Source organism: Castellaniella daejeonensis (genome assembly GCF_039523555.1).
Lineage (GTDB): Bacteria > Pseudomonadota > Gammaproteobacteria > Burkholderiales > Burkholderiaceae_B > Castellaniella > Castellaniella daejeonensis.
Genome location: NZ_BAAAFN010000015.1, coordinates 405,907 through 426,245 on the forward strand (window position 1 = coordinate 405,907; position 20,339 = coordinate 426,245).

19 protein-coding genes are annotated in these 20,339 nt (G+C 68.0%); 2 read left to right on the forward strand and 17 right to left on the reverse strand.

All coding sequences use genetic code 11. From position 1 onward, the window contains the following. Positions 1 to 9 precede the first annotated feature (9 nt). Positions 10 to 948, forward strand: coding sequence for a 16S rRNA (cytidine(1402)-2'-O)-methyltransferase (gene rsmI, locus ABD022_RS11610; protein ID WP_325126016.1), 939 nt, complete (start codon positions 10 to 12; stop codon positions 946 to 948). Positions 949 to 990: 42 nt separating this feature from the next. Here rsmI and ABD022_RS11615 read toward each other — a convergent pair whose 3' ends face one another. From ABD022_RS11615 to ABD022_RS11660, 10 genes are all read right to left on the reverse strand, one after another. Beyond that, a complete protein-coding gene (locus tag ABD022_RS11615) occupies positions 991 to 1,974 on the reverse strand; it encodes a septal ring lytic transglycosylase RlpA family protein (RefSeq protein ID WP_343821410.1) in 984 nt (327 codons plus the stop codon). Beyond that, entirely contained in the window at positions 1,971 to 2,846 is an 876-nt protein-coding gene (rapZ, locus tag ABD022_RS11620; protein WP_325126012.1) for an RNase adapter RapZ, read from the reverse strand. Before rapZ ends, ABD022_RS11615 begins: the two co-directional genes overlap by 4 nt. 91 nt (positions 2,847 to 2,937) lie before the next feature. Continuing rightward, positions 2,938 to 3,873: an HPr(Ser) kinase/phosphatase gene (hprK, locus tag ABD022_RS11625; protein ID WP_325126010.1), complete on the reverse strand. Its 936-nt coding sequence runs from the start codon at positions 3,871 to 3,873 to the stop codon at positions 2,938 to 2,940. Continuing rightward, positions 3,845 to 4,342: a PTS sugar transporter subunit IIA gene (locus tag ABD022_RS11630; protein WP_325126008.1), complete on the reverse strand. Its 498-nt coding sequence runs from the start codon at positions 4,340 to 4,342 to the stop codon at positions 3,845 to 3,847. The genes hprK and ABD022_RS11630 overlap by 29 nt, the downstream gene beginning before the upstream one ends. Before the next feature lie 134 nt (positions 4,343 to 4,476). After that, the gene (gene hpf, locus ABD022_RS11635) at positions 4,477 to 4,800 is read right to left on the reverse strand and encodes a ribosome hibernation-promoting factor, HPF/YfiA family (protein ID WP_325126005.1); all 324 of its coding nucleotides are present in this window, start codon (positions 4,798 to 4,800) and stop codon (positions 4,477 to 4,479) included. Positions 4,801 to 4,991: 191 nt separating this feature from the next. Beyond that, positions 4,992 to 5,777 (reverse strand): LPS export ABC transporter ATP-binding protein, encoded by a 786-nt coding sequence (gene lptB / locus ABD022_RS11640; protein ID WP_325126003.1) that lies wholly within the window; start codon positions 5,775 to 5,777, stop codon positions 4,992 to 4,994. A 4-nt stretch (positions 5,778 to 5,781) separates the two neighbouring features. After that, entirely contained in the window at positions 5,782 to 6,384 is a 603-nt protein-coding gene (lptA, locus tag ABD022_RS11645; RefSeq protein WP_343821413.1) for a lipopolysaccharide transport periplasmic protein LptA, read from the reverse strand. Further along, positions 6,381 to 6,998, reverse strand: a complete 618-nt coding sequence (gene lptC / locus ABD022_RS11650; RefSeq protein WP_325125999.1) for an LPS export ABC transporter periplasmic protein LptC — start codon at positions 6,996 to 6,998, stop codon at positions 6,381 to 6,383. Before lptC ends, lptA begins: the two co-directional genes overlap by 4 nt. Beyond that, a complete protein-coding gene (locus ABD022_RS11655) occupies positions 6,995 to 7,597 on the reverse strand; it encodes a KdsC family phosphatase (RefSeq protein WP_325125997.1) in 603 nt (200 codons plus the stop codon). Before ABD022_RS11655 ends, lptC begins: the two co-directional genes overlap by 4 nt. Continuing rightward, positions 7,597 to 8,583: a KpsF/GutQ family sugar-phosphate isomerase gene (locus ABD022_RS11660; protein ID WP_323029481.1), complete on the reverse strand. Its 987-nt coding sequence runs from the start codon at positions 8,581 to 8,583 to the stop codon at positions 7,597 to 7,599. Before ABD022_RS11660 ends, ABD022_RS11655 begins: the two co-directional genes overlap by 1 nt. A 92-nt stretch (positions 8,584 to 8,675) precedes the next feature. On the opposite strand from ABD022_RS11660, the gene ABD022_RS11665 reads away from it, so the two are divergent. Further along, positions 8,676 to 9,239, forward strand: coding sequence for an adenine phosphoribosyltransferase (locus tag ABD022_RS11665; RefSeq protein ID WP_269356744.1), 564 nt, complete (start codon positions 8,676 to 8,678; stop codon positions 9,237 to 9,239). Here ABD022_RS11665 and cydC read toward each other — a convergent pair. The 7 genes from cydC to ABD022_RS11700 all read right to left on the reverse strand — a co-directional run bounded on the left by cydC (position 9,133) and on the right by ABD022_RS11700 (position 20,239). Beyond that, complete coding sequence (gene cydC, locus ABD022_RS11670; protein ID WP_343821792.1) at positions 9,133 to 10,881, reverse strand: thiol reductant ABC exporter subunit CydC; 1,749 nt, start codon at positions 10,879 to 10,881, stop codon at positions 9,133 to 9,135. The genes ABD022_RS11665 and cydC overlap by 107 nt on opposite strands. A gap of 56 nt (positions 10,882 to 10,937) precedes the next feature. Continuing rightward, complete coding sequence (gene cydD, locus ABD022_RS11675) at positions 10,938 to 12,710, reverse strand: thiol reductant ABC exporter subunit CydD (RefSeq protein WP_343821416.1); 1,773 nt, start codon at positions 12,708 to 12,710, stop codon at positions 10,938 to 10,940. Continuing rightward, complete coding sequence (gene cydX, locus ABD022_RS11680) at positions 12,707 to 12,835, reverse strand: cytochrome bd-I oxidase subunit CydX (RefSeq protein WP_269356748.1); 129 nt, start codon at positions 12,833 to 12,835, stop codon at positions 12,707 to 12,709. Before cydX ends, cydD begins: the two co-directional genes overlap by 4 nt. Before the next feature lie 10 nt (positions 12,836 to 12,845). Continuing rightward, positions 12,846 to 14,003 (reverse strand): cytochrome d ubiquinol oxidase subunit II, encoded by a 1,158-nt coding sequence (gene cydB / locus ABD022_RS11685; RefSeq protein ID WP_269356750.1) that lies wholly within the window; start codon positions 14,001 to 14,003, stop codon positions 12,846 to 12,848. Between the two features lie 13 nt (positions 14,004 to 14,016). Beyond that, complete coding sequence (locus ABD022_RS11690) at positions 14,017 to 15,594, reverse strand: cytochrome ubiquinol oxidase subunit I (protein ID WP_325125984.1); 1,578 nt, start codon at positions 15,592 to 15,594, stop codon at positions 14,017 to 14,019. Next, positions 15,591 to 16,154 carry a GbsR/MarR family transcriptional regulator gene (locus ABD022_RS11695; RefSeq protein WP_269356753.1) on the reverse strand — a complete coding sequence of 188 codons (564 nt, stop codon included), beginning with the start codon at positions 16,152 to 16,154 and terminating at the stop codon, positions 15,591 to 15,593. Before ABD022_RS11695 ends, ABD022_RS11690 begins: the two co-directional genes overlap by 4 nt. A 152-nt stretch (positions 16,155 to 16,306) precedes the next feature. Then, positions 16,307 to 20,239, reverse strand: coding sequence for a DUF3683 domain-containing protein (locus tag ABD022_RS11700; protein WP_343821419.1), 3,933 nt, complete (start codon positions 20,237 to 20,239; stop codon positions 16,307 to 16,309). Positions 20,240 to 20,339 lie beyond the last annotated feature (100 nt).

A 20,339-nucleotide genomic window follows, 5' to 3' on the forward strand; every position in this document is an offset into this window, starting at 1 on the left:
AGATCGAGTATGACGGACAGCGCAGACTGGGAGAAGGCCGGACCGACGTGGAAACGTCACGCGGGCCTGGCGGCGGGCCAATCCTGGCCGCCGGGCTGCCTGTACGTGGTGGCCACGCCGATCGGCAACCTGGAGGACCTGAGCTTGCGCGCCTGGGAGGCGCTGCGGCGCTGCGATGCCATCGCGGCCGAAGATACCCGCACCACCCGGGCGTTGCTGGATGCCTGGGGGATCGATACGCCGCTGCTGGCGGCCCACCGGCACAACGAACGCGAAGCGGCCGAAGCCGTGATCCGGCGGCTGGAGCAGGGCGAGCGCATCGCCCTGGTGTCCGATGCGGGCGCGCCTGCGGTGAGCGATCCGGGGGCGCGGGTGGTGCGTGCGGTCCAAGAGGCGGGCTACCGGGTCGTGCCTCTGCCGGGGCCCAGCGCCGTGATCGCCGCGCTCATGGCGAGCGGCGCCACCAGCGACGAGGAGCCCGGCTTTGCTTTTGCGGGCTTCATGCCGTCCAAGGCCCAGGCGCGCCGCAAATGGCTGGCGCAGTGGCTTGCCTGGCCGGTGCCTGTGGTGATGTTCGAGACGCCGCACCGCCTGCGCGCGGCCTTGCGGGACCTGGCGGATGTGGCCGGACCGGATCGGCAGCTGACCGTGGCGCGCGAGCTGAGCAAGCGTTTCGAAGAGATCCGGACCCTGCCGGCGGGAGACGCGCTCGGCTGGCTGGACGGGGATGCCCATCGTGAGCAGGGCGAATTCGTGCTGGTGGTGCATGCCGGTGCGCGCGAGGAAGCCCCGGACGAGGATTTGTCCCCCGGGCAATGCCGGATCATGGAGGCCCTGCTCGAGGAACTTTCCGTGCGCGATGCGGCGCGGATCGGCGCCAGGGCAACGGGGCTGGCGCGCGACCGCCTGTATGCCTGGGCGCTGGCGCGAGGGCGGGACGCTGGCTGAATGCCGGCGCCGGGCCCCGGGGCGTGACGCCCGCGCGGCCGATCAGATGCCCTGGTCCAGTGCGATCACGGGATTCAGTCCCGCGGATTCCGCCAGCCGCGAGGCGGTCTGGGCGGCCTCGTCGCGCGACAGGTAGGGGCCCATGCGCACCTTGTAGAGCGGCGGCTGGTGCGTGACGGTGGCGGACCCGGCCAGGTCTGCCGCTTCGATGTTGACTCGCGTGGCCAGGGCCTGGGCGTTCTGGGCCGATGAAAATGCGCCGAACTGCAGGTAGATGCCGCCCGGCTGCCGTGCGCCGGCCGCAGGGGATGCGGGTTGGGGGGTCGGCAGGGCGGCAGGGCTGGCGGGCAGGCCGACCGGCTGCGTCTGTGCCGTGTCCGGCGGCGGGGCGGCTGGCGTTGCCGGGGCCGATGCCACCAGCGGCGCCGCGGGGTAGCGGCCGGCACGGATGTCGGCGTTGGTGATGGCCTGCACCACCACGCGGCCGCTGCCGGGGCCGATCAGGCCCAGCTTGGCGGCCGCCACATAGGACAGGTCGATGATGCGGCCCGGGTGGAAGGGGCCCCGGTCGTTGATGCGCACGATCACCGAGCGGCCGGTGCCCACCCGGGTCACCCTGGCGTAGCTGGGGATGGGCAGGGTCGGATGCGCCGCCGTCATGGCGTACATGTCGTAGGTTTCGCCGTTGGCGGTCTTCTCGCCGTGGAACTTGCGTCCATACCACGAAGCCACGCCTTCCTGGCGGTAGGGCTGGTCCTCGGCAATGGGGATGTAGCGCACGCCGAAGACTTCGTAGGGCCGGAAATTGGCCGGGGCATGCCGTTCGATGCGCGGGACGGCATCGGGGATGGCGTCGATGTTGGCTGGAATGTCGCGGCCGGGGCCGTCGTCCTTGTAGTAGCCGCCCGAGCGCGAGGCGCAGCCCGCCAGCACGGCCAGCGCAACACCCAGCAGGCCCAGGGCCAGCAGGCGGCCGATGCGGAGTGCGACAGTTTCTTGATGCCAGAGGCTTGCCGGTGCGTTCATGGGCGGGCCTCCTGCAGCATGGGGTTGCGGTGGCGCACCAGCAGCGGGGAGTGGTCGGCGAAGCGCCGGGCGAGCTGCTCGGTGATGTAGACCGAGCGATGCTGGCCTCCGGTGCAGCCGATGGCCACCGTCAGGTAGTTGCGCGTGTCCTGCATGTACAGGGGCAGCCATTTGCGGATGAAGGCTGCGATGTCGTCGATCATGGCCTCGACGCTGCCGAACTGGGCCAGCCAGGCGGCGACCGGGGCGTCGCGCCCCGTCAGGGGGCGCAGTTGCGAGTCGTAGTGGGGGTTGGGCAGGCAGCGCACGTCGAAGACCAGGTCGGCATCGCGGGGAACCCCGCGCTTGTAGGCAAAGGATTCGAAGGTCAGGATCACCGAGGGCCGGTCCGTCTGGACCAGGTCGCGCACCCAGGCGCGCAGCTGGCCCGGCGCCAGGTCCGAGGTGTCGATCACGTGTTCCTGGTTGCGCAGGGGCGCCAGCAGTTCCCGTTCGCGGGTGATGCAGTCCAGCAGCGACGGCTCCAGCCCTTCGTGCCGCAGGCGGTCGGTCAGGGGGTGGCGGCGCCGGGATTCGGAGTAGCGCTGCATCAGGGTGTTGTCGTCGGCGTCCAGGAAGATCACGTGCAGCGCCGTGCCCATGGCGCGCAGGCTGGTCAGGATGCCGGGCAGGTCGTCCAGGTCGCCCGGGGTGCGCACGTCGATGGCGACCGCCACCCGCTCCAGGCCGCTGTCCTGGGTGCTGGCGATGAATTCGTGCAGGAACCTGACCGGCAGGTTGTCGATACAGGTGTAGCCCGTGTCTTCCAGCATGCGCAGGGCCACCGACTTGCCGGAACCGGAAATGCCGGTAATGAGGACGATGTTCAGCATGGCGCGGGCGGCGAGGTCGGTTCCGTTCCCCGGACCGGGCGGGCGGGGACGGAGCGGCCATGAGTGGCGGGGGCGGCGTTCCGGTGCGGGGTCACGGGCGGGGCTCCTGCGAGCTTTCCATGATGGCCAGCGCCTGGCGTTCGATGAAGTCGCCCATGGTGTCGATGCCGCGCAGGTTCAGGATCGTATTGCGCACGGCAGCTTCGACCAGCACGGCCAGGTTGCGGCCCGCGGCGACCTGCAGCATCACCCGGCGGATCGGAATGCCCAGGATGTCCTGGTATTCGTCCTGGGTCGGCAGGCGCTCGAAGTTGTCGGGCGTCAGGCGCACCAGGTGGACGATCAGCTTGATCTTCATTTTGCGCCGCACCGAGGTCTCGCCGAAGATCGTGCGGATGTCCAGCAGGCCCAGGCCGCGGACTTCCAGCAGGTTCTGCAGCAGGGGCGGGCACTGTCCTTCGACGAAGTTCGGCGCGGTGCGCGAGAGTTCCACGGCGTCGTCGGCCACCAGCCCATGGCCCCGGGAAATCAGTTCCAGGGCCAGCTCGCTCTTGCCCAGGCCGGATTCGCCGGTGATCAGGACCCCCAGGCCGAGGACGTCCATGAAGACGCCGTGCACCGTGGTCTTGGGCGCCATCCGCTTGCCCAGGTAGATGCGCAGCAGATCGATCAGCAGGGCGGCGTCGGTGGGCGTGGACAGCAGGGGGATGTCGTGTTCCAGGCAGTAGGCCCGGAGGTCGTCGGGCACCTGGGTGCCGGCTGCCAGGATGATGGCCGGCACGCCCCCCGCCACCAGTTCGTCCAGGTGGTGCTGGCGGCGGCGCGGGTCGAGCCGCTGGTAGTAGGACATTTCCTCGGCGCCGAAGACCTGGATGCGGCCCGGGTGGATCAGGTTCAGGTGGCCGACCAGATCGGCCGCGCCGCCGCCGTCGGAAATCAGGTGCTGGTCGGCGGCATCCTTGCCGGCGATCCAGGAGAAGGGGATCTTCTCGGTGTTGTCACGAATCAGCTCTTGGATGGTCAGCATGTTCAGGGGCCGGGGCGCTCGCGCCAGTCAGGATCAGGTGGTGGATTTCCCGAGGGTCCGTGGACTGTGTCAGGGTCTGTCGGATGCCGGCGTCGGACATCAGGCGGGCGATGCCGGCCAGCAGGTCCAGGTGGGCCTGGGTGGCGGTTTCCGGAATCAGCAGGAAGAACAGCAGGCGGGCGGTACGGCCGTCGTTGACGTCGAAACGGACGGGTTCCGCCAGCCGGATGAAGGCGGCGTGCGGTTCGCGCAGATCCTTGAGCCGCCCGTGCGGGATGGCGACCTCGTGGCCCAGCGCAGTCGAGCCCAGCCGTTCGCGGGACAGCAGACTGTGGAAGACCGATGTGCGTGCGACGCCCTGGTGGTTCTCGAACAGCAGCCCGGCGTGCTCGAAGGCTCGCTTCTTGCTGGTGGCGGCCAGGTCCAGAACGATGTTTTCCGGCGGCAGGATGCGGGGTGTGAGATTCATGGCGTCCATTATAGGTAAATGGGCCTCCGAAGGAACGCCCCGGGGAGCGGCCGGAAACAATATGGCCCCGGACGATCGTCTCGAGGCCATGTGTGGTTCAGGGCCGGTGGCGCCGGCCCGCCGCCAATGCGTCGTCAGGCGGGAATTTCCTGGCGCTTGGGGGGTTCGTGGACGTGGTTCTGAGCCTTGGTCTTGTATTTGATGACCTGGCGGTCGACCTTGTCGACCAGCAGGTCGATGGCCGCATACAGATTTTCATCCGAGGCTTCGCAGTGCAGGTCCTTGCCACGCAGGCGCATGGTGATCTCGGCGGTATGCTTCAGGGGCTCGATCGAGAGCATGACCTGGGTATCGATGACCTGATCGAAGTGCCGCAGAACCCGCGCCGTCTTGGTGTTGACGTATTCGCGGATGGCCGGGGTGATTTCCAGATTGCGACCGGTGATTGTCAGGCTCATAGTGCAGACTCCTTGCGGAAAGACGGGGATGGTTCCGGATGGAACCGGACATGGACGGGATTGACCTCCTTTCTGACAGTTTGATGACAGGTCCAGTGTACCCATTGCCCCCGCCACATCAAGGGCCCTCTTCCGGTGTAAGATGCTAGGATCGCACCGGGGGATCGTCTGCATCCCCCCCGCATGCCCCCCTACATCCGGAAATTCTTGCCCAGGTAGACCTGGCGCACGGCCTCGTTGTCCACGATCTCGTTGGGGTGGCCGCTGGTCAGGACGCGGCCTTCGCTGATGATGTAGGCGCGGTCGCAGATCCCCAGTGTTTCCCGCACGTTGTGGTCGGTGATCAGCACGCCGATATTGCGGCTCTTCAGGAACTGCACGATGCGCTGGATCTCGATCACCGCGATCGGATCCACGCCGGCGAATGGCTCGTCCAGCAGGATGAAGCGCGGGTGGGTGGCCAGGGCGCGGGCGATTTCCACCCGGCGGCGTTCGCCGCCCGACAGCGAGATCGCCATGTTGCGGCGGATGTGTTCGATCTGCAGTTCGTCGATCAGGGATTCCAGGCGTTCTTCCAGGGCGGCGGCCGACAGGGCGCGGCCCTGCGAGTCGCGCTGCAGCTCCAGCACCGCGCGGATGTTCTGTTCCACCGTCAGGCGGCGGAAGACCGAGGCGTCCTGGGGCAGGTAGGACAGGCCCAGTCGGGCGCGCTTGTGCATGGGGATGCCGGTCACATCGTGGTGGTCGATCATGATGCGGCCCGTGTCGGCCGGGATCAGCCCCACGATCATGTAGAAGCTGGTGGTCTTGCCGGCCCCGTTGGGGCCCAGCAGGCCGACGACCTCGCCGCTGTCCACCGACAGGGAAACGTCCTGGACGACGGCGCGGCGGCCGAAACTCTTGCCCAGGCCGATGGCCTGGAGGCTGCCGGATGCGCGGGTGGCATTGGCGGCGGATGGGGAATCGTGTGCGGGCATGGGATCAGGAGCGGTCCGCTTTCTTGGCCTTGCACCGGGCGATGGCCTGGTCGATGCGGGATTGGGGCTGCGCCAGGGACCGGACGCGCCCGCCGGCGGCGGCCGAATTCTGCCCGCCGAACGCTTCGTAGGTGCCGGATTTCTCGTGGTAGATGATGCGGGCGCCCCGGACGTTGTCGAAGGACTGGCCGCAGATCTGGCGGGTCACGGTGGCCTGGCCCGTCAGGGTGATGTCGCCCGACGAGCCTGCGTAGTCGGCCTGCAGGCCGGTGGCGATGATCGTTTCGAACTTTTCGGGGTTTTCCTGGCGGATGGTGACGACCCGGCCCTTGTCGGCCGTGGCGGTGCCGAACTGGTTGCCCTGGGCGTCTTCGCGGGTGACGAGCTTGTCGCCGCGCAGGGTCATCGACCCCCGGGTCAGGACCACGTTGCCGGTGAAGGTGCTGGTCTTGTTGACGTCGTCGTAGTGCAGGGTGTCGGACAGGATCACCGTGTCGGGTTCGTCCTGGGCCGGCGCGGGCGCGCCTTGCGCGGCGGCCGCCTGGGCAGCCAGGGACAGGATGCAGGCGGCGATCGATGCGATCAGGGCGGGAAACGGGGTTTTCATGGTCGTTCGTTCTTTTTGGATCCGGCGTTGCGGGCAGCCTGGTCTTCGCCCGAGATCTTGACGTCGCTGGCCGCCGTGACGGTCAGCTGGCGGGTGCGGTTATCGTAGCGCATGCCCTTGCCCCGCAGCGTGGAGCTGCCGTTGACGACCAGCGCCGGGCGGTCCGTGTAGACCAGGTCCCGGTTGGGCTCGATGATCAGCTGGGTGCTGCGCACGTCCAGCAGCTGGTGGTCGGCATCGGGCAGGCGCTTCAGGTGGGCATTGCCGTCCAGCACGATGCGGTCGCCGTGCTCGTCGAGCGTGCCGTGGTCGGCGGTGCCTTCCGTGATGGGGGAGCCGGGCTGGCGGCCGACTGCGTGCGGCGCGGTGATTTCATAGGCGCCGGTGTCCGGGAAATGTTCCATGGCCGCGCCTTCCAGGCGGTTGATGGCGTGCCCGGCGGCGTCGGTGCGCACCATCGTGAACTGGTCCGACCAGGAATCGCGCTCGTGGGTGACGCGCCGGGGCGGGTCGATCTCGATCGAGCGCAGGGTGTAGTCGGACGCCCACCAGGTGCCCAGCACCAGCAGGCCGAGCAGCAGCACGGCCACGAGACTGGGCAGGCGGTCTTTCACTGGATGGCCCCTCCCAGCGCGGACAGGGATACGGTGAAGCAGGCGCCCAGCCGCCCCTGGGCCGCCAGGATCAGGTCGCAGCATTCGCGCACGGCGCCGGCGCCGCCCTTCAGGGTGCTGGTCCAGTGGGCCGCCTGGCCGACATAGAAAGGCGCATTGGGCACGCTGGCGGCGAAGCCGACCCGCTGCAGCACGGGCAGGTCGATGATGTCGTCGCCCATGTAGCCTACATCCTGCAGGGACAGGCCTGCTTCGCGGGCCAGGTCCTCGACGGCGGCGATCTTGTCGCGCACGCCCTGCAGTGCCGGCGAGATGCCCAGTTCGGCGGCCCGGCGGGCCGTGATGGCGCTCTTGCGGCCGCTGACCCAGGCCACGTGGATGCCCTGCTCGCGCAGCAGGCGCAGGCCATGGCCGTCCAGCGCGTTGAAGGGCTTGACGGCTTCGCCTTGTTCGCCGTACCAGAGGCTGCCGTCGGTCAGGATGCCGTCGACGTCGAACACCATCATGCGCACGGCGCGGGCCCGTTCCCGGACCGCTTCCGGGATGCGGGCCAGGATCTGGGCTTCGGCGGGGTGGGAGAAACCGGGCAGTTCGTTCATCAGATGACCTTTGCGGCAAGGAGGTCGTGCATGTGCAGAGCCCCCAATAATAGCCCGTCGCCGTCCAGCACCAGCATCTGGTTGAGCTTGTGCGCATCCATGATCGAGGCGGCCTCGATGGCCGGGGCATCGGCCGCGATCGAGCGCGGATGGTGGCTCATGCCGGCCGAGACCGGCAGGGCGCGGATATCGCCGTGCTGGGCGATCATGCGGCGCAGGTCGCCGTCGGTGAACAGCCCCACGGGGCGCCGACCTTCCAGGACGATGGCCATGCCCATTCCCTTGGAGGACATTTCGATCAGGGCATCGGGAATCAGGGTGTCCGGGACGACGCGCGGCAGGGCCGCGCCGGTGCGCATGATGTCGGCCACGGAAGTCAGCAGCCTGCGGCCCAGGGCGCCGCCCGGGTGCGAACGGGCGAAATCCTCGCGGTTGAAGCCGCGCGCCTCGAGGCAGGCGACGGCGATGGCGTCACCCAGCACCAGGGCTGCCGTGGTGCTGGCTGTGGGAGCCAGGTTCAGGGGGCAGGCTTCCTGGTCCACGGCGGCGTCCAGTGCCAGGTCGGCGCTGCGGGCGAGCTCGGAATCCGGGTGGCCGGTCAGGGCGATGATGCGCGTGCCCATCCGCTTGGCGACGGAAATGATGGTGATCAGTTCCTGGGCCGAGCCGGAATAGGAGATCGCCAGCAGGATGTCCTGGCCGGTCAGCATGCCCAGGTCGCCGTGGATGGCCTCGGCCGCGTGCATGAAGAAGGCCGGCGTGCCGGTGGATGCCAGCGTGGCGGCGATCTTGCGGGCGACGTGGCCGGACTTGCCGATGCCGGTGACGACGACGCGGCCGGGGCAGTCGAGGATCAGGTCGACTGCCTGGGTGAAGTGCGCGTCGATGCGGCCCCGCAGGGCTTGCAGGGCCTGGATCTCGATGTCGAAGGTGCGATCGGCGCTGGCGCGGATCGCTTCCGGGCTGGAGTGGGGGTGGGCGTGCATTCCGCGATTTTAAGCGGAACCGGTCCCCCGGTGAGGGATGCGGCTTGTTAAACTGTGCCCGCCTCCCCATGCCTCCGCCACAGGACCCCGCCATGCAAACCGATCCGGCCCAGTACATCCGCGATACGATCCGCACCGTGCCCGATTGGCCGAAACCCGGCGTGCAGTTCCGGGACATCACGCCGGTGCTGCAGGATCCGCGCTCGTTCCGGGTGCTGATCGACCTGTTCGTCTACCGCTACATGCGCCAGCGCCTGGATCTGGTGGCAGGCATCGATGCGCGCGGCTTCATCGTGGGTTCGGTCCTGGCCTATGAGCTGAATCTGGGCTTCGTCCCCGTGCGCAAGCAGGGCAAACTGCCGTTTCGCACGGTGGCCGAGGAATACGCCCTGGAATACGGCAATGCCGCGGTGGAGATGCACACGGATTCGGTGCGGCCCGGCCAGCGCGTGCTGCTGATCGATGACCTGATCGCCACCGGCGGCACGATGCTGGCGGCGTCCCGCCTGTTGCAGCGCCTGGGGGCCAACGTGGCCGAGGCCGCCGCCATCATCGACCTGCCCGACCTGGGCGGCTCGAAGGCCGTCCGGGATTCGGGCCTGCCGGTGTATACGGTCTGCGAATTCGAGACGGGTCCGGAGCATCCAGAGCCATAGTCTGATCCGCGACCCCGGGAGGCAGGGGCGCATGCGTGGCCAGCACGACGGTGCGGCCCCGGGTCGCCCGAGGCAGGTCGGCCAGGAACTCCGCCTCCGTGTCGGCGTCCAGACCCGCGGTTGGCTCGTCGAGCAGCAAGATTTCCGCGGGTGACAACAGGATCCGTGCCAGGGCCAGCCTGCGTGCCTGGCCGACGGAAAGGCAGGCCCCCGTTTCTCCGATCCAGGTATCCAGGCCGTGCGGCAGGCTGCGGACGAAGGCGCCCAGACGCGCGGCGTCGAGGGCGTGCCACAACGACGCGTCATCGGCCTGCGGGTCGCCGATCAGCAGGTTGGTCCGTATCGTGCCGAGGAACAGCGGCGCATCCTGCGCCAGCAGCGCCATGCGCGCATGCAGCGTGGCCTGGGCGCATGCGCGCAGGTCGATGCCGCCATAGAAGATGTGGCCCGCCTGGGGATCGTCCAGGCGCAGCAACAGATGCAGCAGTGTGGATTTGCCCGCGCCGCTGGCCCCCGTCAGCGCGGTGCGGCTGCCGGGCGGGAGGTCGAGGTCGAGACCGTCCAGGACCGGGCTGTCCGGAGCCTCCGGATAGGCGTAACGCAGCTCCCGGACCTGCAAGGCGCTCCCGGCTGGCGGCATCCGGGGCGCAGGGGGATCGCGCAGGTCGGTTTCCACCGATGTAATGGCTTCGATGCGCACCAGGGCGGCCAGCGCGGCACCCATGCGGGTCGCGCCGCGCATGACGGGGCCGATGGTCTCGAACAGGCCCAGGGCCCCCAGCATCAGGCCGGCCATCACGGGCGGGGCCAACTGGCCGCGGCCGACGGCATCCAGGCCGGTCCACAGGATCGTCAGCAGGGCGATGCCGGTGGCGGCCTGGATCAGGCCCTGGCCACCGGCGCTCAGGCTGGCCTGGGCATTGCGGGCGCGGGCGGCGCGGCCGCAGGCTTGATCGAAATGCCCCAGGATGTGTCCCGAAAGCGCCAGGGACAGGATGTCCGCATGGCCTTCGGCCGCTTCCTGGACTGCTGCGCGCAATTGGGCGGCGCTGTCCTGGATGGCCTGGCCGGGCGCCTTGGCCTGGTGAAGCAGGATGGCCGGGACCAGCAGACAGGCCGCAAGAAAAACCGCGGCGACGGCGCCGGCGGCTGCCGGCAACTGCCAGGCCAGGATGGCCGTCATGGCCAGGCCGGCCAGCAGGGCGCTCAGCAGCGGCGCCATCAGAGTCAGGAACAGGGTATCGAGCGCATCGACATCCGATGTCAGGCGCGCCACCAGGTCGCCCGAGCGATAACGGGCCAATTGACGGGGCGACAACCGGGCCAGCGCTCGGAAAAGCGTGCTGCGCAGTTCCGCGAGCAGGTGCAGGGTCGCCGTGTGACCGGCCAGGCGTTCCGCGTAGCGGGCGCCGATGCGGATGAACGAGAACCCGCGCACCAGCGCCGAGGGTGCGAACAGGTTGAAGGCCTGGGCCGCGCTCGCCGAGGCGGCTCCGGCCAGGGCCGCGCCGGTCAGGAACCAGCCGGCGACGCCCAGCAGGCCCGCGCCGGCCAGCGCCGTCAGCAGGGCCAGGGCCACGGTGGCGGCCAGGCTTGGCCAATGACGCCGGTAGATCTGTGCCAGCAGGCGCCCTCGGCCCATCGGGCGGTCGCCCTGTTGCGCATCCGTGGGCAGGCTGCCGGGGTTGTGTGGTGCTGTCATGTTGCCGCCCCGATGCGGCCGTTCTCCAGCCGGAGGCGGCGCGGCAGCCGGCGCGCCACCTCGACGGAGTGGGTGACGAGCAGCAGGGTGCGGCCGCGCGCGAAATCCAGGAGCCCATCCAGTACGGCATTGCGCGTGGCTTCGTCCAGATGGGCGGTGGGCTCGTCGAGCAGGATCAGGCCGGGGGCGCGCAGGTACAGCCGAGCCAGGGCGACGCGCTGCGCCTGCCCACCAGACAGGCCGTGTCCGCGCGGGTCGAGCTGGCTGTCCAGACCGTGAGGCATGTGTTGGGAAAACTCGGTCACGCAGGCCCGTTGCGCGGCGCGGGAGATCTCCGCGGCGCTTGCCTCGGGGCGTCCGAGACGGATGTTGTCTGCGATCGAGCCCTGGAGCAGACAGGGGCGCTGGCCGATCAGGATGACCCGTTCGCGCAGCCTGGATTCCGGCCATTCGGCCAGCGGGCGTCCATCGAGTCTCAGGGGGCCTTCGGCGGTCTGGAGCCGCGCCAGGACTTCGAGCAGGGTTGTCTTGCCGACACCGCTGCCACCCAGCAAGGCGACGTGCTCGCCCGGCTGGATCGACAAGGAAAGCCCATCCAGGACGGGCCTGGATCGTTCCGGCAGAATCAGCCGCAATGGGCCCGCCTGCACGGCCAGGCCCGATGCCTGCGGGGCCCCGCGCGGGGCTTCGGTATCCGTGTCCCGGCTGGCGTCGGGCGGTTGCGGCATCGCGGCGCCGAGGGGAGGCAGGGCGCCAAAGGTCGCTTCGATCTGCACGGCGGCGGCCCGCGCGGCCGCGCGGTCGTGATAGTGGGCGGCGAACTGGCGCAGGGGCGCGTAGACTTCCGGCGCCATCAGCAAGCAGAAGAATCCCGCCTGGAGCGTCAGGGGCTGGGTGCGCAGATCCAGGTAGCCCAGGTAGCTCAGGCCGATGTAGACGGCGACACCCGCCACGCCCAGGGCGGCGAAGAACTCCAGCACGGCGGAGGACAGGAACGCGATGCGCAGGACGGCCAGGGTGCGGTCGCGCAGCGTATCGCTGGCCTGGGCGACCGTTTCCGATTCGGCCTGCGCCCGGCCGTGCAATTTCAGGGTGGACAGGCCGCGCAGCCGGTCGGCGAAGAAACCCGACAGGCGGGCGAACGTCCGCAGGTGGCGCCGGCTGGCCGCCTCGGCGCCCCAGCCGACCAGGGCCATGAAAAGCGGAATCAGCGGGGCGGTCGCCAGCAGCAGGAGGCCGGCGACGAGGTCGACGGGCAGGACGACGAGGGAAAATGCGATCGGCAGCACAAGGGCGGCCGCCATGGAAGGCAGATAATGGGAAAAATAGCCGTCCAGGGCTTCGGTCTGTTCAACGACCGCGCCCGCCAGTTCGCCGGATGCCTGGCGCCGAGTCCATGCGGGACCGGCCGCCAGCAGCGTGCGCATCAGCATCTGGCGGACGGCGCGTTTGATGCGTTCGGCGGCAAGGGCGCCCGCCCGTTCCGCCATCCAGGCCAGGGCCGCGCGGGCCAGGATCAGCGCGGCGATCCCGGCGAGCGGCTGCAGCAGGGCGTCGCGGCCGACCCTTTGGATGAATCCGGCTTCCAGGGTGTGCGCCAGCAGCCAGGACTGGATGACCAGCAGGCATCCGGCCAGCAGAGGGGCCGCCGCTGCCAGGGCCAGTGGCACCCGGGCCTGGCGCGCCAGATCCCGCAGCCATCGGGCCTGGTCCGGCGTTGCGGGCTGGACGATGGCCGGATCGTATTCCAGGCTGGAGCGATCGTTCACTCGGTGTCCGGGGGCGGCATGGGCGGCGCGTGCGCATGGCCCTCGCGCAGTTCGAACCACATTGCATTCAGGATGCCGAACGCGCAGGCCAGGCCCAGACCCAGGATCCAAGAAAAATACCACATGTCCGGTTCCTCAATAAGCGTGGGGGGCGGTGTCGATCGATTCCGCCGTGACCTTGCCCCGCATGACGCGGTAGACCCAGGCGGTATAGGCGGTGACGATGGGCAGCAGGATCAGGGTCGCGAGCAGCATGATCCACAGGGTCAGATGGCTGGATGACGCGTCCCAGACGGTCAGCCCCGCCGCAGGCTGGCTCGATGAGGGCAGGATGAAGGGAAACAGCGCGAAGCCCGCGGTCAGGATCACGCCGGCGAACGAGGCGGATGAAGCCAGGAACGACAGGAGGCCGGCGCGGCCGATGGACAGCAGGATGGCCGTGAGCAGTGCCCCGCACGCGCCGGCGGCCGGAGCGAGCCACATCGCGGGCCAGATCGTGAAATTGCGCAGCCAGCCGCCGGTCTGCAGCGCGACGCTCTTGGTCAGCGGGTTGGAGGGGGCGCCGGGGTCGACGAGGCTGGTGATGGCATGGCCCTGGATGCCGTACGCCACCCAGAAGCCCCCGATCAGGAACAGCGCGAGCGACAGCAGGGCCGCCCTCGCTCCCCAGCGACGCGCCCGGGCGGCCACCCTGTCTTCCGTGCGCCAGGCCAGCAGCGCGGCGCCATGCATGGCCACCAGCGTGACGCTCAGGACGCCCGCCAGCAGGGCGAAGGGTGTGAACAACTGGAAGAAGTGGCCCGAGTAGACGGGGCGCATGGTGTCCGGGTCGAATCCCGAAGGCACGCCCAGGATCACATTGCCCATGGCCACACCGAACACCAGGGCCGCGATGGTTCCGGAAAAGCATAGCGCGGCGTCCCAGCTGCCGCGCCAGCGCGGGTTTTCGAGCTTGCTGCGGTACTTGAAGCCGACCGGCCGCAGGATCAGTGCCAGCAGTGCCAGCATCATGGCGAGATAGAAGCCCGAGAAGGATGCCGCGTACAGGAGGGGCCAGGCGGCGAAGATGGCACCGCCCGCCGTGATCAGCCAGACCTGGTTGCCTTCCCAGACCGGACCGACGAGGTTCAGCGCCACGCGTCGCTCGGCGTCGGTGTGAGCGACCAGGGGCAGCAGCGCGGCCACGCCCAGATCGAAGCCGTCCATGATTGCGAAGCCGATCAGCAGGGCGCCCAGCAGGGCCCACCAGATCACGCGCAGCGTGCCATAGTCCAGAGGAATCAAGGTTTCCATTGTGCTCTCCCGTTCAGGCCTGCAGGGGGATCCGTCCGGGCACGCCGGGTGCCGCTGGATCCAGAGGGTCGCTCGCATCTCCGGGGCCCTTCCGGATGGCACGCAGCATGACTTTCACGCCGATGACCAGCAGTGCGGTGTACAGCACCAGGAAGACCGCCAGACTGATGGCCAGGTCCGCGAGTGTCAGACCGGAGGCCGCGTAGTAGGTGGGCAGCACGCCTTCGATGACCCAGGGCTGGCGGCCGTATTCGGCCACGAGCCAGCCGCATTCGATGGCCACCCAGGGTAGGGGAAGGCTCCAGAGCGCGATCTTCAGCATCCGGGGACTGACGTCCAGGCGTCCGCGCGAAGCGAGCAGGAAGGCGGTGGCGAAGAACAGGATCAGATAAAAGCCGACGGTCACCATGATGCGGAATGTCCAGAACAGGGGTGCCACGTTCGGGACGGTGTCGAATGCCGCCTGGCGGATCTGGTCGTCTGTCGCCTTGGAGAGATCCTGTGTATAGCGCTTGAGCAGCAGCCCGTAGCCGAGATCGGGCCAGATTTCCTCGAAACGCTTGCGGGCGGCCTGATCGTCCGGATGGGCGCGGATGTGACGCAGGGTTTCGTAGGCAACGATGCCGTTGCGCACGCGCGTCTCGGCCCGCGCAACCAGTTCGTTGATGCCCAGCAGGGGCGTTGTGAGCGAGCGCGTGCCGATGATACCCATCACGTAGGGGATCTCCAGGGCGAAATCATTCTTGCGTTCCGCCTGATTGGGGATGGCGATCAGATTGAAGCTGGCGGGCGGGGGCTCCGTCTGCCACATGGATTCCATGGCCGCGATCTTCATTTTCTGGTGCTCGGTGGTCAGGTAGCCGCTCTCGTCGCCCAGCACGACCACGGACAGCGACGCGGCCAGGCCGAAGCTTGCGGCCACGACCATCGAGCGCTTGGCCAGGTCGATGTGCCGCTTGCGCAGCAGGTACCAGGCGCTGATCGCCATGACGAACATGGCGCCCGCGGTGTAGCCGGCGCTGACGGTATGCACGAACTTGGCCTGGGCCACCGGATTGAACAGCACGGCGGCGAAGTCGGTCATTTCCATGCGCATGGTGTCGGGGTTGAACACAGCGCCGACGGGATTCTGCATCCAGCCGTTGGCGATCAGGATCCACAGGGCGGAAAGATTCGTGCCCAACGCGACGAGCCAGGTCACGACGAGATGGCCGAGCTTGGACAGTCTGTCCCAGCCGAAGAAGAACAGGCCGACGAACGTGGCTTCGAGGAAGAAGGCCATCAGGCCCTCGATGGCCAGCGGCGCACCGAAGATGTCGCCGACGTAGTGGCTGTAGTAGGACCAGTTCATGCCGAACTGGAACTCCATCACGATGCCGGTAGCCACGCCGAGCGCGAAATTGATGCCGAACAGCGAGCCCCAGAACATCGTCATGCGCTTCCAGATTGCGCGGCCGGTCATGACGTAGACGCTTTCCATGATCGCCAGCAGGAAGGACAGGCCCAGCGTGAGCGGCACGAACAGGAAGTGATACAGGGCGGTGGCGGCGAACTGGAACCGCGACAGGTTGACGACGTCGAAGTCGATCATGATGGATTCCCCGAGGGTTTGGGACTGCGAAGCTTGCCGGCGAAATCGAGCACCTTCTGGACCCGGGCGCCGAGCCGCATCAGGTTTTGCAGGGTTTCTGGCGGAAGGCGCTGGACCTCGTCGAACCAGTCGGTGGACAGTTCGATCAGCTCCAGCATGGACTGCATGCGCTGGCGGGCCTGGGCCTCGTCCTCGCTTTTGGGTTCCTCAAGGAGCATGTCGCGCAGCAGGCTGAGGGTCGGATCGATCTCCCGCCTGCGTTTTTCTTCCATGAGGACGCGGAAGATTTCCCAGACATCGCCCAGTGATTCGTAGTAATCGCGCCGGTCGCCGACGCGGTTCGCCTGGCGGACCAGGCGCCATGATTGCAGCTCCTTGAGTCCCATGCTGACGTTGGATCGCGAGAATTTCAGTGTTTCGGCGATTTCGTCCGCGTGCAGGGGATGCGGCGCGATGAACAGGAGTGCGTAGATCTGACCGACGGTACGGTTCACGCCCCAGCGGCTGCCCATTTCGCCGAAGTGCAGGATGAAGCGCTCGGATTGTGAAGAGAGCGGCATGGTATTCGTTTGTTCTTGTGATTTCAGTATTTTCTGAAAATTCAGAGCAAAAACAAATTTAGATCAATTTTGATCGTTTGCCAATACCCACTCTGAAAAAGTGGTTATCCAGTCGTGGTTCTCCCGCGTGGCGAAGTGGCCACGGTGCCCGGTTACACCAGCACCCGCTCGATGCCGCCCGCGTTGGCGGCCTTCACGTAATCCGGCATCCAGTTCTCGCCCAGCAGGTGCCGGGCCATCTCGACCACGATGTAGTCGGCCGACAGCCCCGTGTCCTGCTCGTAGCGCGCCAGGCCCTGCAGGCAGGACGGACAGGACGTCACCATCTTCACTTCGCCCTGGAATCCATCGGCGCGGATGGCGGCGGTGTTCTTCGCCAGTTCCTCCTGTTTGCGGAAGCGGATCTGGGTGGAGATGTCCGGGCGCGAAACCGCCAGCGTGCCGGATTCGCCGCAGCAGCGGTCGGTCTTGATGGCCTTGTCCGAGCCCAGCAGGGACTTCACGGTCTTCATCGGATCCTGCTGCTTCATGGGCGTGTGGCAGGGGTCGTGGTAGATGTAGCGCACGCCCTGCACGCCGGCGATGTCCACGCCCTTTTCCAGCAGGTATTCGTGGATGTCGATCAGCCGGCAACCGGGGAAGATCTTGTCGAACTGGTAGCTTTCGAGCTGGTCGTAGCAGGTGCCGCAACTGACCACCACGGTCTTGATGTCCAGGTAGTTCAGCGTCGTGGCCATGCGGTGGAACAGCACGCGGTTGTCCGTGACCATCTGCTCGGCCTTGTCGGCCAGGCCATTGCCGCGCTGCGGATATCCGCAGCATAGGTAGCCGGGGGGCAGCACGGTCTGCACGCCCACGTGCCACAGCATCGCCTGTGTCGCCAGGCCCACCTGGGAAAACAGGCGCTCGGATCCGCAACCCGGGAAATAGAACACCGCCTCGCTGTCGGGGGCGGTGGCGGCCGGGTCGCGGATGATCGGGATGATGTGCGGGTCCTCGATGTCCAGCAGCTTGCGGGCGGTCTGCTTGGGCAGGCCGCCGGGCATCTTCTTGTTGACGAAGTGGATCACCTGCTCGCGCACCGGGGCCTTGCCCACTGTGGCGGGTGGCTGCGCCACCTGTTTTTTCGTCACGGGCGCCAGCAAGTCGTGGGCCAGGCGCTGGGCCTTGTAGCCCATGCCGATCATGGCGGTGCGGGTGGCCTTGATGACGCGCGGATCCTTCGCGTTCAGGAAGAACATCGAAGCCGCCGTGCCGGGGTTGAAGGACTTTTTCCCCATGCGGCGAAGCAGGGAGCGCATTTCCATGGATACGTCGCCGAAATCGATGTCCACCGGGCAGGGGTTGAAGCACTTGTGGCACAGTGTGCAGTGATCGCCGACGTCCTCGAATTCCTCCCAGTGGCGGATGCTGACGCCGCGCCGGGTCTGTTCCTCGTACAGGAAGGCCTCGATCAGCAGCGAGGTCGCCAGGATCTTGTTGCGTGGCGAATAGAGCAGGTTGGCGCGCGGCACGTGGGTGGCGCAGACCGGCTTGCACTTGCCGCAGCGCAGACAGTCCTTGATGGCGTTGGAGATGGCGCCGATCTCGGTGCGCTGCATGATCAGCGATTCGTAGCCCAGCAGGTTGAAGCTGGGCGTCCAGGCGCGCGTCAGGTCGGCTCCGGGCATCAGCTTGCCGGCGTTGAAGCGGCCCTCCGGGTCGATGCGGCGCTTGTATTCCTGGAAGGGGGCCAGTTCGGCCTCGCTGAGGAATTCGTATTTCGTCAGGCCGATGCCGTGCTCGCCCGAAATCACGCCGTCCAGGTCGCGGGCGATGCCCATGATGCGGGCCACGGCGTCGTTGGCCTCGCGCAGCATCTCGTAGTCGTCGGAGTTGACGGGGATGTTGGTGTGGACGTTGCCGTCGCCCGCGTGCATGTGCAGGGCGACGAAGACCCGGCTTTTCAGGATGCGGTCGTGGGTGGCCTGCAGTCCGGCCAGGATCGCGGCGCATTCGGCGCCGGCGAAGTGGCGTTCCATGGCGCCGCGGATATCGGTTTTCCAGGAGATCCGCAGGGTGTGGTCCTGGACCAGATCGATGATGCGCGCGTCCGGCTGGGCCGCCAGGCGCTCTTCCAGTTCGGGGATGCGGCTGCCCAGGCCCAGATCGGCCAGGGTGCCCAGGCTGCCGGCCAGCGGGGCGTCCAGGTGATCCAGCAGCCAGGCCCAGCGGCGGCGCACGGCGGTCAGGGTGTCCAGGGCGTCGCGGCGGCGGTCGGACAGGATGACATCGCGCGTGTGCTCGGCATCGTCGGGGTCTTCGGCCTTGCCGATCGGCAGGTCGCCGTCCAGGTAGGCTTCCAGCGCGTCCACCAGGCGCAGTTTGTTGCGGGTCGACAGCTCGATGTTGATGCGTTCGATGGCATCGGTGTATTCGCCCATGCGCGCCAGCGGGATCACCACGTCCTCGTTGATCTTGAAGGCGTTCGTGTGGCGGGCGATGGCGGCGGTGCGGGCGCGGTCCAGCCAGAATTTCTTGCGGGCTTCCGGGCTGGCGGCGATGAATCCTTCGCCGTGGCGCGAGTTGGCGATGCGCACGACCTCGCTGGCCGCCAGGGCCACGGCGTGCTCGTCATCGCCGACGATGTCGCCGATCAGGACCATCTTGGGCAGCGTGCCGCGCTTGCTCTTGGTGGCGTAGCCGACGGCGCGCAGATAGCGCTCGTCCAGGTGCTCCAGGCCCGCCAGCAGCACCCCCTGGGCGCGGCCCCGGGTGTCCAGGTAGTTCTTGACCTCGACGATGGACGGCACGGCCTGGCGCGCCTGGCCGAAGAATTCCATGCAGACCGTGCGTGTGTGCGTCGGCATGCGATGCAGGATCCAGCGCGCGGCCGTGATCAGGCCGTCGCAGCCTTCCTTCTGCACGCCGGGCAGGCCGGCGAGGAACTTGTCGGTGACGTCCTTGCCCAGCCCGGCCTTGCGGAAGCGCCGGCCTTCGATGGTCAGGATCTCGGTCTTGAGCAGCGCCTGTCCGGGCTTGCGGGCGCCGTCGAACCACTTGAGCTCGAAGCGGGCCTCGTCGACCTCGTGGATCTTGCCCAGGTTGTGGTCCAGCCGGGTGACTTCCAGCCAATTGCCCTCGGGGTCCACCATGCGCCACCAGGCCAGGTTGTCCAGGGCCGTGCCCCAGAGCACGGCCTTCTTGCCCCCGGCATTCATGGCAACGTTGCCGCCCACGCAGGAGGCGTCGGCCGATGTCGGGTCCACGGCGAAGACGCGCCCGGCGGCCTCGGCCGCTTCGGCCACGCGGCGCGTCACCACGCCGGCGCCGGTCAGGATGGTGTGGACGGGCTGCCCGACACCCGGCAGGGCGACGGTTTCGACCGGGCCGATGGCATCCAGCTTTTCTGTGTTGATGACCACCGACCGCCACGACAGGGGGATGGCGCCGCCGGTGTAGCCGGTGCCGCCGCCGCGCGGGATGATGGTCAGGCCCAGGCGGATGCAGGCGCGCACCAGGACGGCGATTTCGTCCTCGGTGTCGGGCATCAGCACGACGAAGGGGTATTCCACGCGCCAGTCGGTGGCGTCGGTGACGTGTGAGACGCGCGACAGGCCGTCGAAGCGGATGTTGTCGCGCCGGGTCAGGCGGGACAGTTTCTTCAGGGCGGCATGGCGCAGTTCGGCCGTTTCCACGAACCGGGCCTCGAAGTCGGCCACGGCGGTCCTTGCGGCTGCCAGCAGCTTCTGGACCTGTGCGTCGCGCGGGCCGTGGTCGTCGTCGCGGCGGTGGTCGATCTCGGCCAGCCGGTGGTTCAGGGCCTCGATCAGCAGGTGGCGGCGCTTCGGGTCATCCAGCAGGTCGTCCTGCAGGTAGGGGTTGCGCAGCACCACCCAGATGTCGCCCAGCACCTCGAACAGCATCCGGGCCGAGCGGCCCGTGCGCCGCTGCGAGCGGAGTTCGGACAGCAGCCGCCAGGATTCCTCGCCCAGCAGCCGGCAGACGATTTCGCGGTCCGACCATGAGGTGTAGTTGTAGGGGATTTCGCGCAGGCGCGGCGCCTGGGGGGATGCGAGCAGTTCGCGGGCGACAGGGGCGTTCATGAAGGTGTCGATGGGTATCGGTGCCCCTGAAGTGAAAAGGGGCAATCCCCTAGTTTAAGGGCAAAACACCCGCGTTTCCGTATGAGCTTATTGCGGCGGG

What these genes read in the sequence shown, in the direction of transcription:
- ABD022_RS11655 (WP_325125997.1), bottom strand. Translation starts at nt 7,597, where the DNA reads ATGAACGAACTGCCCGGTTTCTCCCACCCCGCCGAAGCCCAGATCCTG.
- ABD022_RS11695 (WP_269356753.1), bottom strand. Translation starts at nt 16,154, where the DNA reads ATGCCGCTCTCTTCACAATCCGAGCGCTTCATCCTGCACTTCGGCGAA.
- ABD022_RS11615 (WP_343821410.1), bottom strand. Translation starts at nt 1,974, where the DNA reads ATGAACGCACCGGCAAGCCTCTGGCATCAAGAAACTGTCGCACTCCGC.
- cydB (WP_269356750.1), bottom strand. Translation starts at nt 14,003, where the DNA reads ATGGAAACCTTGATTCCTCTGGACTATGGCACGCTGCGCGTGATCTGG.
- lptA (WP_343821413.1), bottom strand. Translation starts at nt 6,384, where the DNA reads ATGAAAACCCCGTTTCCCGCCCTGATCGCATCGATCGCCGCCTGCATC.
- ABD022_RS11665 (WP_269356744.1), top strand. Translation starts at nt 8,676, where the DNA reads ATGCAAACCGATCCGGCCCAGTACATCCGCGATACGATCCGCACCGTG.
- ABD022_RS11630 (WP_325126008.1), bottom strand. Translation starts at nt 4,342, where the DNA reads ATGAATCTCACACCCCGCATCCTGCCGCCGGAAAACATCGTTCTGGAC.
- lptB (WP_325126003.1), bottom strand. Translation starts at nt 5,777, where the DNA reads ATGCCCGCACACGATTCCCCATCCGCCGCCAATGCCACCCGCGCATCC.
- hpf (WP_325126005.1), bottom strand. Translation starts at nt 4,800, where the DNA reads ATGAGCCTGACAATCACCGGTCGCAATCTGGAAATCACCCCGGCCATC.
- hprK (WP_325126010.1), bottom strand. Translation starts at nt 3,873, where the DNA reads ATGCTGACCATCCAAGAGCTGATTCGTGACAACACCGAGAAGATCCCC.
- rapZ (WP_325126012.1), bottom strand. Translation starts at nt 2,846, where the DNA reads ATGCTGAACATCGTCCTCATTACCGGCATTTCCGGTTCCGGCAAGTCG.
- ABD022_RS11700 (WP_343821419.1), bottom strand. Translation starts at nt 20,239, where the DNA reads ATGAACGCCCCTGTCGCCCGCGAACTGCTCGCATCCCCCCAGGCGCCG.
- rsmI (WP_325126016.1), top strand. Translation starts at nt 10, where the DNA reads ATGACGGACAGCGCAGACTGGGAGAAGGCCGGACCGACGTGGAAACGT.
- cydX (WP_269356748.1), bottom strand. Translation starts at nt 12,835, where the DNA reads ATGTGGTATTTTTCTTGGATCCTGGGTCTGGGCCTGGCCTGCGCGTTC.
- cydC (WP_343821792.1), bottom strand. Translation starts at nt 10,881, where the DNA reads ATGGGCCGAGGGCGCCTGCTGGCACAGATCTACCGGCGTCATTGGCCA.
- ABD022_RS11690 (WP_325125984.1), bottom strand. Translation starts at nt 15,594, where the DNA reads ATGATCGACTTCGACGTCGTCAACCTGTCGCGGTTCCAGTTCGCCGCC.
- ABD022_RS11660 (WP_323029481.1), bottom strand. Translation starts at nt 8,583, where the DNA reads ATGCACGCCCACCCCCACTCCAGCCCGGAAGCGATCCGCGCCAGCGCC.